The organism is Streptomyces sp. NBC_00483 (assembly GCF_036013745.1).
Lineage (GTDB): Bacteria > Actinomycetota > Actinomycetes > Streptomycetales > Streptomycetaceae > Streptomyces.
Genome location: NZ_CP107880.1, coordinates 6,642,656 through 6,655,362, shown reverse-complemented (window position 1 = coordinate 6,655,362; position 12,707 = coordinate 6,642,656). Strand labels below are relative to the sequence as shown.

Annotated in this window: 15 protein-coding genes; 6 read left to right on the top strand and 9 right to left on the bottom strand. The window is 70.3% G+C overall.

Translation table 11 applies throughout. The features are described 5' to 3' along the window. Positions 1-20 precede the first annotated feature (20 nt). On the top strand, positions 21-830 hold the full coding sequence (locus OHA73_RS29975; RefSeq protein WP_327656583.1) for an IclR family transcriptional regulator: 810 nt from the start codon (positions 21-23) through the stop codon (positions 828-830). A 19-nt stretch (positions 831-849) separates the two neighbouring features. On the opposite strand, the gene OHA73_RS29970 is transcribed toward OHA73_RS29975, so the two are convergent. Then, entirely contained in the window at positions 850-2,559 is a 1,710-nt protein-coding gene (locus OHA73_RS29970) for a DAK2 domain-containing protein (RefSeq protein WP_327656582.1), read from the bottom strand. A 255-nt stretch (positions 2,560-2,814) separates the two neighbouring features. Here OHA73_RS29970 and rpmB point away from each other — a divergent pair, with 255 nt between their 5' ends. Then, positions 2,815-3,000: a 50S ribosomal protein L28 gene (gene rpmB / locus OHA73_RS29965; protein ID WP_266714523.1), complete on the top strand. Its 186-nt coding sequence runs from the start codon at positions 2,815-2,817 to the stop codon at positions 2,998-3,000. Positions 3,001-3,138: 138 nt separating this feature from the next. On the opposite strand, the gene OHA73_RS29960 is transcribed toward rpmB, so the two are convergent. Continuing rightward, the gene (locus OHA73_RS29960) at positions 3,139-4,122 is read right to left on the bottom strand and encodes a thiamine-phosphate kinase (RefSeq protein ID WP_266714521.1); all 984 of its coding nucleotides are present in this window, start codon (positions 4,120-4,122) and stop codon (positions 3,139-3,141) included. 242 nt (positions 4,123-4,364) lie between these two features. Between OHA73_RS29960 and OHA73_RS29955 the strand changes: the two genes are divergently transcribed. Together OHA73_RS29955 and OHA73_RS29950 are read left to right on the top strand one after the other, a co-directional pair. Further along, positions 4,365-4,598: an Lrp/AsnC family transcriptional regulator gene (locus OHA73_RS29955; RefSeq protein WP_016642988.1), complete on the top strand. Its 234-nt coding sequence runs from the start codon at positions 4,365-4,367 to the stop codon at positions 4,596-4,598. 20 nt (positions 4,599-4,618) lie between these two features. Then, positions 4,619-5,131 carry a DUF3515 domain-containing protein gene (locus tag OHA73_RS29950; protein WP_267069106.1) on the top strand — a complete coding sequence of 171 codons (513 nt, stop codon included), beginning with the start codon at positions 4,619-4,621 and terminating at the stop codon, positions 5,129-5,131. Positions 5,132-5,154: 23 nt separating this feature from the next. Here OHA73_RS29950 and OHA73_RS29945 read toward each other — a convergent pair whose 3' ends face one another. From OHA73_RS29945 to OHA73_RS29935, 3 genes are all read right to left on the bottom strand, one after another. Beyond that, positions 5,155-6,318 carry a D-alanine--D-alanine ligase family protein gene (locus OHA73_RS29945; protein ID WP_267069107.1) on the bottom strand — a complete coding sequence of 388 codons (1,164 nt, stop codon included), beginning with the start codon at positions 6,316-6,318 and terminating at the stop codon, positions 5,155-5,157. An 80-nt stretch (positions 6,319-6,398) separates the two neighbouring features. After that, positions 6,399-7,409 carry an NAD(P)H-dependent glycerol-3-phosphate dehydrogenase gene (locus OHA73_RS29940; protein ID WP_267069108.1) on the bottom strand — a complete coding sequence of 337 codons (1,011 nt, stop codon included), beginning with the start codon at positions 7,407-7,409 and terminating at the stop codon, positions 6,399-6,401. Then, on the bottom strand, positions 7,406-8,197 hold the full coding sequence (locus OHA73_RS29935) for a lysophospholipid acyltransferase family protein (RefSeq protein WP_267072773.1): 792 nt from the start codon (positions 8,195-8,197) through the stop codon (positions 7,406-7,408). Before OHA73_RS29935 ends, OHA73_RS29940 begins: the two co-directional genes overlap by 4 nt. 121 nt (positions 8,198-8,318) lie before the next feature. On the opposite strand from OHA73_RS29935, the gene cofC reads away from it, so the two are divergent. Both cofC and OHA73_RS29925 read left to right on the top strand, forming a co-directional pair. After that, positions 8,319-8,954 carry a 2-phospho-L-lactate guanylyltransferase gene (gene cofC / locus OHA73_RS29930; RefSeq protein ID WP_327656581.1) on the top strand — a complete coding sequence of 212 codons (636 nt, stop codon included), beginning with the start codon at positions 8,319-8,321 and terminating at the stop codon, positions 8,952-8,954. A 13-nt stretch (positions 8,955-8,967) separates the two neighbouring features. After that, complete coding sequence (locus OHA73_RS29925) at positions 8,968-9,180, top strand: hypothetical protein (protein WP_266714509.1); 213 nt, start codon at positions 8,968-8,970, stop codon at positions 9,178-9,180. A gap of 110 nt (positions 9,181-9,290) precedes the next feature. On the opposite strand, the gene OHA73_RS29920 is transcribed toward OHA73_RS29925, so the two are convergent. The 4 genes from OHA73_RS29920 to leuC form a co-directional block, all read right to left on the bottom strand. Next, a complete protein-coding gene (locus tag OHA73_RS29920) occupies positions 9,291-9,980 on the bottom strand; it encodes an HU family DNA-binding protein (protein ID WP_327656580.1) in 690 nt (229 codons plus the stop codon). A gap of 131 nt (positions 9,981-10,111) precedes the next feature. Further along, positions 10,112-10,351: a hypothetical protein gene (locus tag OHA73_RS29915; RefSeq protein ID WP_327656579.1), complete on the bottom strand. Its 240-nt coding sequence runs from the start codon at positions 10,349-10,351 to the stop codon at positions 10,112-10,114. A gap of 318 nt (positions 10,352-10,669) precedes the next feature. Next, positions 10,670-11,263: a 3-isopropylmalate dehydratase small subunit gene (gene leuD / locus OHA73_RS29910; protein ID WP_266714503.1), complete on the bottom strand. Its 594-nt coding sequence runs from the start codon at positions 11,261-11,263 to the stop codon at positions 10,670-10,672. Between the two features lie 6 nt (positions 11,264-11,269). Further along, on the bottom strand, positions 11,270-12,694 hold the full coding sequence (gene leuC, locus OHA73_RS29905) for a 3-isopropylmalate dehydratase large subunit (RefSeq protein ID WP_266714501.1): 1,425 nt from the start codon (positions 12,692-12,694) through the stop codon (positions 11,270-11,272). Positions 12,695-12,707 lie beyond the last annotated feature (13 nt).

Genomic DNA, 12,707 nt, shown 5'->3' with positions numbered 1-12,707 from the left:
CGGACGTTCAGGGGGTAGAAGTGGCAGCGAAGAACGCCTCGTTGGGCCCGGCGGACACCGAGTCGGGCCGCGGCCTGGTCAAGTCCGCCGAGCGCACCGCACGGATCATGGAGACGCTCGCCGAGTCCGCGGACGGCCTCAGCCTGAGCGGACTCCAGGAGCGGACCGGCTACCCCCGCTCCAGCCTGTACGCCCTGCTGCGCACGCTGACGACGCTGAAGTGGATCGAGACCTCCGACGGCGAGCAGACGTACGGCATCGGACCGCGCGCGCTGCTCGCGGGCACCGCCTACCTCGACCGCGACCCGGCGCTGCCCTTCGCCGTCCAGCAGCTCGAGAGCCTGCGGGCCGAGACCGGCTACACCGTGCACTACGCGCGCCTGGACGCCCCGAACGTCATCTATCTGGCCAGCCGCGAGGTCACGGAGCCCAAGCGCCTCGTGTCCCGCGTGGGCCGTCAACTGCCCGCGCACGCCACCTCGTTGGGCAAGGCCCTGCTCGCCGAGCGGACCTCGGCCGAGGTCGACGCGATCCTCCCGGAGGACGGGCTGCGGCAGTTGACCGAGCACACGGTGGCCACCCGCGCGGCGCTCCACGACGAGCTGGAGGCGGGCCGGATGCGCGGCTGGTCGATCGAGCGGGAGCAGAACACCGCGGGGCTGTGCTGCGTGGCGGCCTGCGTCGGCTACCGCATCCCGGCGACCGACGCGATCAGCTGCTCGATGCCGCTGTCCCGCGCCTGTGACAGGGAACTCTCCCGCGTCACGGAGGCGCTGCGCCGGCACGCGGACGAACTGGCGGGAACCCTGCGCCGCAAGGGCATCCGCTAGCCACCCGGCCGCACTCGCCCTACTCGACGCCGATCAGCATCAGCGCCGACTGCCGCCCGCCGCGGTACACCACCGTGTCCACGGCCAGGTAGGACTCGCGCACATGCTGTTCGAGCCCGGCCGCGACCTCGTCGGAGACCTCCTCGCCGAGGACGAGCGTGACGAGTTCGCCGCCCGCCGCCAGCATCCGGTCGAGGACCGTGCGGGCCGTCACGGGGACCTCGCCGCCGATGACCGCCACGTCTCCGTCGATCAGGCCGAGGACGTCCCCGGCCTGGCAGATGCCCGCCATGGTCCACGACTGCCGCTCGGCGACGGCCAGTTCGCCGTACCGGGTCGCCCCCGCGGCCGAGGTCATCGCCACGACGTCCTCGTCGAAGCGCCGGTCGGGCTCGTGGACGGCGATCGCGGCGATGCCCTGGACCGCCGAGCGGGTCGGGATGAGCGCGATCCGGATGCCCTCGGCGCGGGCCTGCTCGGCCGCCGCCGCGGCGGTGTGCCGCAGCTCGGCGTCGTTCGGCAGCAGCACCACCTCGCGCGCGTGGGCCCGCCGTATCGCGCCGACGAGCTCCCCGCTCGCGGGCGGCTCACCGGGCCGGTCGGGCACGGTCGTGGCGCCCGCCTCCCGGTACAGCCCGGCGAGCCCGTCGCCCGGCACAACGGCCACCACGGCCCGCTGCGCACGCTCCCGCGGCGCCGAGGCGTGCGTCGCGTGCACATCGCCGAGCCCGAAGTGCGTGATGCGGATGCGGTACGGGCGCCCGGCCTCGACGCCCGCCTCCACGGCCGCGCCCGCGTCGTCCACATGCACGTGGACGTTCCACAGGCCGTCCCCGCCGACGACGACCAGCGAGTCCCCGAGGGCGTCCAGCCGCGTCCGCAGCCGGGCCACCGCCCCGTCGTCCGCTTCGAGCAGGTAGATGACCTCGAAGGCGGGTCCCGCGGCGCCCTCGTCCTCGGGGCATTCGAGCAGCACACCGTCGGGAACGGCATCCACGCGCGCGTGGATGCCCGCTCCACCCCGGCGCACCGGCGCCGCCTCCCCCGAGACCGCCTCGCTCAGCGCCCCCAGGACGGCCACGAGCCCCCGCCCACCGGCGTCCACGACCCCGGCGCTGCCCAGGGCTGCGAGCTGCCCCGGCGTCGCGTCGAGCGCCACGCACGCGCCTTCGTAGGCGGCACGGACGACGTCCCGGCAGTCCCCGTCAACCCCGGAGGCGGCCGCCGCGGCTGCCGTCGCCACGGTCAGGACCGTGCCCTCCACGGGGTGGGCGACCGCCTCGCGCGCGGACTCGGCGGCCCGGCCCAGCGCCAGCCGCAGGGCGTCGGCGTCGGCTCCCGCCGCGTGATCTCCCTCACCGTCTCCGCTCCCGGCGAGGACCTGTGCCATGCCCCGGAGCAGCTGCGCGAGGATCGTCCCGGAGTTGCCCCGGGCACCGATGAGGGCGCCGTGCGCCATGGCGCGCATCACTTCGGGGAGCGCGGGAGCGGCCGGCTCGGGCCCCGCCTCGAGCCCGGCGAAGACCGCCTCGACCGCCTGATGCGCGGACTCGAGGGTCAGATAGAGATTGGTGCCGGTGTCCCCGTCGGCGACCGGATAGACGTTGATCGCGTCTATCTCCGCGCGGTCACGACCCAGCGCCTCCAAGGCGAGTGAGCACCAGGCGCGCACCGCGATCACGTCGAGCACCTGCGGCACCTGCGCCTCCTCGAGCAGCTGGACTGGCACCGCAGAGTAGACCGCGGAAGGTGAGCGTCCGGAAAGAGGGCCCGGCCCACAATCCGGCCCCGACCTGGTCCGGAGCCCGGGCGGGCCGCCCTACCAGCCATGGTAGTTTCGTTGTACCGACGCAGCCGTTGTATGCTGCTCGGGTTGCCCGATATTCATCGGGCCATCCCCTGGCACCGCCACTCAGATCCTCCGATCCTGATCCCGGCATGCCGGGATCAACCGTAAGAGCATCTGAAGTCTTTGGAGTGACCCGTGGCTGCCAACTGCGACGTCTGTGGCAAGGGGCCGGGCTTCGGCAACAGCATCTCCCACTCGCACCGCCGTACGCCCCGTCGCTGGAACCCGAACATCCAGCGTGTGCGTGCCGTGATCAGTGGGACGCCGAAGCGCCTCAACGCCTGCACCTCGTGCATCAAGGCCGGCAAGGTCTCGCGCTGACGTTTCGCGTAGCGCGGCCACCTAGCTGGTTGCTTTAAAGAGCCGGTCCCCTCGGGGACCGGCTCTTTTTTGTGCCCACGGGCCCACAGCTGCCGGAGAACGCCTGGTGCGGGCGCACGCCCACCCGCACCGGCGCCCTCACGATTCGATCTCGCCTCCGGCGTAGCCGTCCCCGAAGTGGTCCCAGCCACCCTGGTTCGTCCAGGGCGCCCCGTCCACGGTCACCTGGGACAGCGACGAGGGGCCGAGCACCTCGCCGATCACCTTCCAGCGGGCGGGCAGCTTCACCGACGGCGGGAAGGTGGCCACGATCGCGTGGTCCTCGCCCCCGCTCAGCACCCACTGCAGCGGGTCGACGCCGACGGCCTGGCCGATGTCGCTCATCTGCGAGGGCACATCCACCTGCCCCGACTTGATGTCGATACGGACCTTGCTCGACTCGGCGATGTGGCCCAGGTCGGCGATGAGCCCGTCGCTCACGTCACACATGGCGGTGGCGCCGAGCCCGGCCGCCGCGGGGCCCGCGTGGTACGGCGGTTCGGGGCGGCGGTGCGCCTCCACGAAGGCGCGGGGCGAGCGGAAGCCGCGCGAGAGCACCGCGTATCCGGCGGCGGACCAGCCCAGCCAGCCGGTCACGGCCACGACGTCACCGGGCTGTGCGCCGGACCGGGTCACCGGCTCGTGGCCCTGCATGTCGCCGAGCGCGGTGATCGCCACGGTGATCGTGTCGCCGCGTACGACATCGCCGCCGACGACGGCGGCGCCCGCCACCTGGCACTCGTCGCGCAGCCCGTCCATCAGCTCCGACGGCCAGGACGCGGGCAGTTCGGCGGGCACCACGAGGCCGAGGAGCAGCGCCGTCGGCACGGCGCCCATGGCCGCGATGTCGGCGAGGTTCTGCGCGGCGGCCTTGCGCCCGACGTCGTACGCGGTGGACCAGTCGCGCCTGAAGTGCCGGTTCTCCAGCAGGACGTCCGTGCTGGCGACGACCCTGCGGTCCGGTGCCGCGATCACGGCGGCGTCGTCGCCGGGACCGATGCGTACGGCCGGGGTGGTGGTGAGCCGAGAGGTCAGCTCTCGGATGAGGCCGAACTCCCCCAACTCGCCGACGGTGCCCTTCATGCGCGTGCTGCCCTTTCTGCCCCGGTTCGCTGCCGCCCGCCAGGGCCGAATGCCCCGGCCCGCTTGCGGTCGCGGGCCGTCTCTGTCATGGGTACGGTTTGTGTCACGGGCCTGCCTTCCACGTCCGTGGGCGCCACAGCCGCCACCGGGTCTCCCCGCGGCGAGCGGTGACGCGATACCGTGGCGTCCCTTTCTCCCCACATGATCCTCGTGATGATCCTCGTGGCCGCCCTGGAGGTTCCGTGGTACAGGCGTACATCCTGATCCAGACCGAAGTAGGCAAGGCGTCGACCGTCGCCGAGCTGATCGGGAAGATTCCAGGAGTGATCCAGGCCGAGGACGTCACCGGCCCCTACGACGTGATCGTGCGCGCGCAGGCCGACACGGTCGACGAGCTCGGCCGCATGGTGGTCGCCAAGGTCCAGCAGGTGGACGGCATCACGCGCACTCTGACCTGCCCGGTAGTCCACCTGTAGCCCCCGTCTACGCTGTGCCGGTGAAGTCATATCGTCACCGGATCCGGCACGGCCGACTGATCCGCCTGTCCATCGCGGTGCCCTCGCTCTCCTTGCTGATCGCCACCGCGGGCTGCGCTTCGACGGACGAGGCGCCAAAGGCGGCGGTTCCCACTCCGGACGCGAAGGCCGCCAAGCTGTGCCGGAACCTGGACAAGGTCCTGCCGGAGAAGGTCGACGGACTCGAGCGCAACGATCCCGAACCGGGCTCGGAGCTCACCGCGGCGTGGGGAAGCCCCGCGATCATACTGCGCTGCGGCGTGCCGTGGCCCGACGCGGCGTTGAAGACGAGCAGCAACACCGCGACGATCGACGGCGTCGGCTGGGTCGCGGACGAACTCGACGACGGCGCACAGCGGATGACGACGGGCGGACGCCTCGCCTACGTAGAGGTGACGATCCCCAAGGACGAGGTGACCAAGAACGGGGCGGGCTCCCTGGTCGACCTCGCCGGCCCCATCAAGAAGGCGATCCCCAAGGGGATCGCCGACTAGAACGCCTGTCATGGAAGCTGTGGTTACCGCAGTCCGGTCGACCGCCGCAGCGCCGCCTGGATGAGCCGGTCCACCAGCTCCGGGTAGCTCACTCCGCTCTCCTGCCACATCCGCGGGTACATGGAGATCGGCGTGAAGCCCGGCAGCGTGTTGATCTCGTTGATGACGAACTCCCCGTCCTCGTCGAGGAAGAAGTCCGCCCGCACGATCCCCTCGCAGGACATGGCCTCGAAGGCGTCGACGGCGAGCCGGCGGACCTCTGCGGTCTGCTCCTCGCTCAGCGGCGCGGGCACGATGCCGGCCGCGGAGTCGATGTACTTCGCCTCGAAGTCGTAGAAGGCGTGGGAGTCGGCCGGCGGGATCTCGGCCGGGACGGAGGCACGCGGCCCGTCCTCGAACTCCAGGACCCCGCACTCGATCTCGCGCCCGACGATGCCGGCCTCGATGATCACCTTCGGGTCGTGCTCACGGGCCGTCTCGATCGCCTCGTCGAGCCCTTCGAAGGAGTCGACCTTCGTGATGCCGATCGACGAACCCGCGCGCGCGGGCTTGATGAACAGCGGCCAGCCGTGGTCCCCGACGAAGTCGGCGACGCGGCGGCGGGCGCCTTCCTGATCCCGCTCCCACTCGCGCGGGCGCACGACCAAGTAGGGCCCCACCTTCAGCCCGAAGGACGTGAAGATGCGCTTCATGTACTCCTTGTCCTGGCCGACGGCCGAGGAGAGCACACCGCAGCCGACGTACGGGGTTCCGGAGAGGTCCAGGAGGCCCTGGATCGTGCCGTCCTCGCCGTACGGGCCGTGCAGCACGGGGAAGACCACGTCGACCTCGCCGAGGGCCTTGGGGACCGATCCCGGCTCGTTGTAGACGACTTCGCGGGAGCCCGGGTCGACCGGGAGGACCACGCCGCCCTCGGGCGACTCGGCGAGATCGGCGACGTCCGGCACCTGTCGGTCGGTGATGGCCATCCGCTCGGGATCGTCCGCCGTCAGCGCCCAACGCCCCTCGCGCGTGATGCCGATCGGCAACACGTCGTACTTGGAGCGGTCGATGGCGCGCAGCACGGCGCCCGCCGTGACCACGGAGACGCCGTGCTCGGAGCTGCGGCCACCGAAGACGACGGCCACACGCGGCTTGGGCCCACCTGCGGTGGACGCAGGGCTCTGGGGGAGGTTCTCGCTGCTCATATCGCGTTGAGCGTACCTGCTGGTAGTACGAGAGTCAGCGCCCGCAGAGCCCCGGTCGCACAGTTGTCGTACGCCGTCGCTCAGCGTCGTTCCGGCTTGGCGGAGCGCGACATGAGCTCCTTCACCGCGACGACCGGGGACTTGCCCTCGTGGACGATCGCGACGACGGTCTCCGTGATCGGCATGTCTACGCCGTGCCGGCGCGCCAGATCGAGCACCGACTCGCAGGACTTGACGCCCTCGGCGGTCTGCTTGGTGACCGCGATGGTCTCCTGAAGGGTCATGCCCTTGCCGAGGTTCGTGCCGAAGGTGTGGTTGCGCGACAGCGGCGAGGAGCAGGTGGCCACCAGGTCGCCGAGGCCCGCGAGTCCGGAGAACGTCAGCGGGTCCGCGCCCATGGCGAGCCCGAGCCGGGTCGTCTCCGCGAGCCCGCGCGTGATGAGCGAGCCCTTCGTGTTGTCGCCGAGCCCCATGCCGTCCGCGATGCCGACGGCGAGCCCGATCACGTTCTTGACCGCGCCGCCGAGCTCGCAGCCGATCACGTCGGTGTTCGTGTAGGGCCTGAAGTACGGGGTGTGGCTGGCGACTTGGAGCCGCTGGGCCACGGCCTCGTCGCGGCAGGCGACGACCGCGGCGGCGGGCTGGCGTGCGGCGATCTCGCGCGCGAGGTTGGGCCCGGTGACGATCGCGATGCGGTCCTCACCGACCTTCGTGACGTCCTCGATGACCTCGCTCATCCGCATCGCCGAACCGAGCTCGACGCCCTTCATGAGCGAGACGAGGACGGTGTCGGGAGCGAGCAGCGGCGCCCACTCCCCCAGGTTCTGGCGCAGCGTCTGCGAGGGCACGGCGAGCACCGTGAAGTCGGCGTCCGCCGCGGCCTCGGCCGGGTCGGCGGTGGCCCGCACGTTCTCCGGGAGTTCCACGCCGGGCAGGTAATCCGGGTTCGTACGCGTGGAGTTGACGGCCTCGGCGAGTTCGGCGCGGCGGGCCCAGAGGGTGACGTCGCAGCCCGCGTCCGCGAGCACCATCGCGAAGGCGGTGCCCCAGGAGCCGGTGCCGAAGACGGCGGCCTTCACGGGTCGTGTCACTTGCTGCTCTCCTCGGTCGTACCGCTCGCGGCCGAAGTGGCCGAACTGCCCTTGTCCCCATGCAACTTGCGCCGCTGCTGGATGCGCGCCTCACGCGGGTCGTAACGCTTCTCCGGCGCCTTCTCGCCGCGCAGCTCCGCCACCTCGGCGGTGATCGCGGTCATGATGACCTCGGTCACCTCCTTCAGGAGGTCGGGCGTGATCTCCCTGTCGTAGAACTCGGAGAGGTCGACGGGCTCACCGGCGAGCACATGGTGCGTTTTACGCGGGAAGAAGTCCGGCTTCTTGGAGTACGGCGCGAGCGCTTCGGTGGCGCCCCACTGGCCGACCGGAATCACCGGGCACTTCGTTTGCAGCGCCACGCGCGCGACGCCCGTCTTTCCGGTCATCGGCCACAGTTGGGGATCGCGGGTGAGCGTTCCTTCCGGATAGAAGGCCACACACTCACCGCGCTCCACCGCGTCGATCGCGGCCCGGAAGGCGCTCAGCGCGTTCGTGGACTCGCGATAGACGGGAATCTGTCCGGTGCCGCGCATCGCCGCGCCCACGAACCCCTTCCTGAAGAGGCCGTGCTTGGCGAGGAAACGCGGGACCCGTCCCGTGTTGTACTGAAAGTGGGCGTAGAGGAACGGATCCAGATGCGAATTGTGGTTGACCGCGGTGATAAAGCCTCCGTCGGCCGGAATGTTCTCCATTCCACGCCAGTCCCGCTTGAACAGAACCACCAGCGGTGGTTTGCAGAGGACCGCGGCGAAGCGGTACCAGAAGCCGATTCTGCGGCGGGACACTCGGACACCTTCCTCTAGGGGGGCCTGGGCAGCACAAGCGTCGGCCCGGCCCACCGGCCTGTCGAGAACACCGTACGCCCGCACGGACAGCCGCACCTCATGCACAGGTCACAATAGGCGCGTGCAGTGGACCCTGGTGATACCGCTGAAACCGCTGGTGCGGGCCAAGAGCAGACTGGCCCCGACGGCGGGAGACGCCCTGCGCCCAAGCCTCGCCCTGGCGTTCGCCCAGGACACCGTGGCCGCCGCGCGGGCCTGTACGGCGGTGCGGGATGTGGTGGTCGTCACGGACGATTCCCGCGCCGAGCGCGAACTGGCGGCCTTGGGCGCCCACGTGGTCCCGGACGCCCCACAGGCGGGCCTCAACGCCGCTCTCGCACATGGAGAGACGTTCGTACGCTCCGAACACCGGGCCGCCGCCATAGCCGCCCTGAACGCCGATCTGCCGGCCCTGCGCCCCTCCGAATTGGCCCGCGTTCTCGCGACGGCCGCCGCATTTCCCCGCGCATTTCTGCCCGATGCCGCCGGAATCGGCACAACACTCTTGTCCGCGGCCCCCGGCACGGAATTGCTGCCCGCATTCGGCGGGGCATCGCGCGCCCGCCACACGGCGTCCGGCGCCGCGGAACTCCCCGTCGAAGGCGTCCACTCCGTACGCCAGGACGTCGACACCGGCGACGACCTGCGGGCGGCGCTCGCCCTCGGCGTGGGCCCGCACACCGCGAGGGCCGCGGCGGGGCTCCTGATCCCGGACTGAGTACGCTGCCCGTATGCAGGCCACCGCGTACACGTACGACTCCGAAACCCGTGCCGGCAGCGTCCTTCTGGACGACGGCACGCCCGTCCCCTTCGACGCCGCCGCCTTCGACGCGGGCGGCCTGCGACTGCTGCGCCCCGGGCAGCGGGTGCGCATCGAGATGCAGGACACCGAGGGCGCGGCCGACGCGCGGCGGATCACGCTGGTGACCCTGCAGACCTTCTGAAAACCCCCGTGGGCCCGGTGAGGGCCCCTGGACACACCGCGGGCCGGTCTCCCCGAAGGGAGCCCGGCCCGACGCGTGAGCAACCTTGTGGCGTACGCCCAAGAAGCGACTTACTTCTTGCGGGCGGTGGCCTTCTTGGCGGTGGTCTTGCGCGCCGTGGACTTCTTGGCGGGCGCCTTCTTGGCCGTGGCCTTCGTGGCGGGCGCCGTCTTCTTGGCGGTGGCCTTCTTCGCCGGGGCCGCCTTCTTGGCGGTGGCGGCCTTCTTGGCCGGGGCGGCCTTCTTGGCGGCGGTCTTCTTCGCCGTGGCCTTCTTGGCGGTGGCGGCCTTCTTGGCGGTGGTCGCCTTCTTGGCCGGGGTCGCCTTCTTGGCGGCGGTGGTCTTCTTCGCCGTCGTCTTCTTGGCGGTGGCCTTCTTGGCGGTGGTGGCCTTCTTGGCCGCCGCCTTCTTGACCGTCGCCGAAGCGCCGCCGCTCAGGCTGCCCTTGGGCGCCTTCTTGACCGCGACGTCGTTCTTCGGGAGCTTCTTCGAACCCGCGACGAGGTCCTTGAAGCCCTGGCCCGCGCGGAAACGCGGCACCGAGGTCTTCTTGACCCGGACGCGCTCCCCGGTCTGCGGGTTGCGGGCGTAGCGGGCCGGGCGGTCGACCTTCTCGAACGAGCCGAAGCCCGTGACCGAGACGCGGTCACCGCTGACCACGGAACGCACAATGGCGTCGAGTACGGCGTCGACGGCGTCAGCGGCCTGCTGACGGCCACCAACCTTGTCGGCAATGGCTTCTACGAGCTGCGCCTTGTTCACGTCTTCCCCTTCGGAGACATTGCCGGAGCGAATCTTTTTCGCACCGGCTTTTCGCACGTTAGGCAGATATATACCGCAAATCAAACGCGAAACGGGCTAATCACCCTTGTGCCGCAACGAACTGGACAGTCTCAGAGTTCCTCTTCAGTGATGGAGCCCTCTTCGAAGTCGTCGAGGTCCACCATGAATCGCTCCAGACGCCTTGCCGCACCGGCGAGATCGTGTTTGGCCGCGGCCGTGACGGCCAGCAGCTTCCGGGTCAGCGCCATCCGTACGCCCTCCGGGACTTGCAGTGTGCGCACTCTTGCGTGCGCTTCCTTGAGTTGGTCCGCGACCGCCGCATACAGCTGGAGTTGGCCGTCGTGTTCCATGCACAGATTGTGCCATCTGGGGCGAGTTGTCGCCTCCGCAGGGTGCAACTCCCGCCCCAGAAGCCCCTTCTGGAGCCTCGTACGACGTGCTTGCCCAGAGTGTCTCCGACGCACGCTTACCCCCAGAACACCCCTGGTATTCAAGGGAGTTGAGAGGTCACGGCACCCCCTCGCGCAGGGCCCGGGAGGGGCTTTGGAGCCGGACACAGAAGTACCCCCAACCGGTGCACGATTGGGGGTACGGGGCCCTGTCGATGTGGCCTGAATAAGCCTTGCCGGGCTACGGATCCGTTAGAGAGCCGTAGGAATCCGGTCGGCTCAGACCTGGACCGTCTGCGGCTTGAAGGCCGGGCGCTTCGCCTCGTAGGCGGCGATGTCGTCCTCGTTGCGCAGCGTGATGCTGATGTCGTCGAGCCCGTTCAGCAGCCGCCAGCGGGAGTTCTCGTCCAGTTCGAAGGACGCGGTGACGCCTTCGGCCCGAACTTCGCGCTCCTGCAGGTCGACCGTGATCTCGGCCTGCGGGTCGTTCTCCACCAGGTCCCACAGCGCGTCCACGACCTTCTGGTCGAGAACCACGGTCAGCAGACCGTTCTTGAGGGAGTTGCCGCGGAAGATGTCCGCGAAGCGGGAGGAGATGACGGTCTTGAAGCCGTAGTTCTGCAGGGCCCACACCGCGTGCTCACGGGACGAGCCGGTGCCGAAGTCGGGACCTGCCACCAGGACGGTGGCACCCTCGCGCTCGGGCTTGTTGAGGACGAACTCGGAGTCCTTGCGCCAGGCCTCGAACAGCCCGTCCTCGAACCCGTCCCGCGTCACCTTCTTGAGCCAGTGGGCGGGGATGATCTGGTCGGTGTCGACGTTGCTGCGGCGCAGCGGGACGGCCCGGCCGGTGTGCGTGGTGAATGCTTCCATGACTGATCAGACTCCAGCGGCGACAGGGGCGTCGGACAGGTCGGCGGGCGAGGCCAGGTGGCCGAGCACGGCGGTGGCCGCGGCGACCTGGGGCGAGACCAGGTGCGTGCGCCCGCCCTTGCCCTGCCGGCCCTCGAAGTTGCGGTTGGAGGTGGACGCGGAGCGCTCGCCGGGAGCAAGTTGGTCCGGGTTCATGCCCAGGCACATGGAGCAGCCCGCGTAGCGCCACTCGGCGCCGGCCTCCTTGAAGACCTTGTCCAGGCCCTCCTCGACGGCCTGCAGGCCCACCCGCGCGGAGCCGGGAACGACCAGCATCCGCAGTCCGTCGGCGATTTTGCGGCCCTTGAGGATCTCGGCGACGGCGCGCAGGTCCTCCATGCGGCCGTTGGTGCACGAGCCTACGAAGACGGTGTCGACCTTGACGTCGCGCAGCGCCTGCCCGGCCTCCAACCCCATGTACTCCAGGGCCTTTTCGGCGGCGAAGCGCTCCGAAGCGTCTTCGTACGAAGCCGGGTCGGGGATGTTCGCCGAAAGGGGCGCTCCCTGACCGGGGTTGGTGCCCCAGGTCACGAACGGCGACAGCTCATCGGCCTTGATGAAGACCTCGGCGTCGAAGACCGCGTCGTCGTCCGTCCGCAGCGTCTTCCAGTACTCGACCGCGGCGTCCCAGTCGGCGCCCTGCGGGGCGTGCGCACGGCCCTCCAGGTACGCAAAAGTGGTCTCGTCGGGGGCGACCATGCCCGCGCGGGCACCGGCCTCGATGGACATGTTGCAGATCGTCATCCGCGCTTCCATCGACAGCTTCTCGATGGCCGAGCCGCGGTACTCCAGGATGTAGCCCTGACCGCCGCCGGTGCCGATCTTCGCGATGATGGCGAGGATCAGGTCCTTGGCGGTGACGCCCTCGGGCAGTTCGCCGTCGACGGTGATCGCCATCGTCTTCGGGCGCCACATCGGCAGCGTCTGCGTGGCCAGCACGTGCTCGACCTGCGAGGTGCCGATGCCGAACGCCAGGCCGCCGAAGGCGCCGTGCGTCGAGGTGTGGGAGTCGCCACAGACGACGGTGGTGCCCGGCTGGGTGAGGCCCAGCTGCGGGCCCACGACGTGCACGACACCCTGCTCGACGTCGCCCAGCGAGTGCAGGCGGACCCCGAACTCGGCCGCGTTCTTGCGCAGCGTCTCCAGCTGCACGCGCGAGACCGGGTCGGCGATCGGCTTGTCGATGTCGAGGGTCGGAGTGTTGTGGTCCTCGGTGGCGATGGTGAGGTCGGTGCGCCGCACCTGACGTCCGGCCTGGCGGAGGCCGTCGAAGGCCTGCGGGCTGGTCACCTCGTGCAGCAGGTGCAGATCGATGAAGAGGAGATCGGGCTCGCCCTCGGCGCGCCGGACGACGTGGTCGTCCCAGACCTTCTCCGCGAGTGTCCTACCCATCGCTTTCCCTCCG

What these genes read in the sequence shown, in the direction of transcription:
- OHA73_RS29960 (WP_266714521.1), bottom strand. Translation starts at nt 4,122, where the DNA reads ATGAAGGGCACCGTCGGCGAGTTGGGGGAGTTCGGCCTCATCCGAGAG.
- OHA73_RS29945 (WP_267069107.1), bottom strand. Translation starts at nt 6,318, where the DNA reads ATGAGCAGCGAGAACCTCCCCCAGAGCCCTGCGTCCACCGCAGGTGGG.
- OHA73_RS29925 (WP_266714509.1), top strand. Translation starts at nt 8,968, where the DNA reads ATGCAGGCCACCGCGTACACGTACGACTCCGAAACCCGTGCCGGCAGC.
- OHA73_RS29915 (WP_327656579.1), bottom strand. Translation starts at nt 10,351, where the DNA reads ATGGAACACGACGGCCAACTCCAGCTGTATGCGGCGGTCGCGGACCAA.
- leuD (WP_266714503.1), bottom strand. Translation starts at nt 11,263, where the DNA reads ATGGAAGCATTCACCACGCACACCGGCCGGGCCGTCCCGCTGCGCCGC.
- leuC (WP_266714501.1), bottom strand. Translation starts at nt 12,694, where the DNA reads ATGGGTAGGACACTCGCGGAGAAGGTCTGGGACGACCACGTCGTCCGG.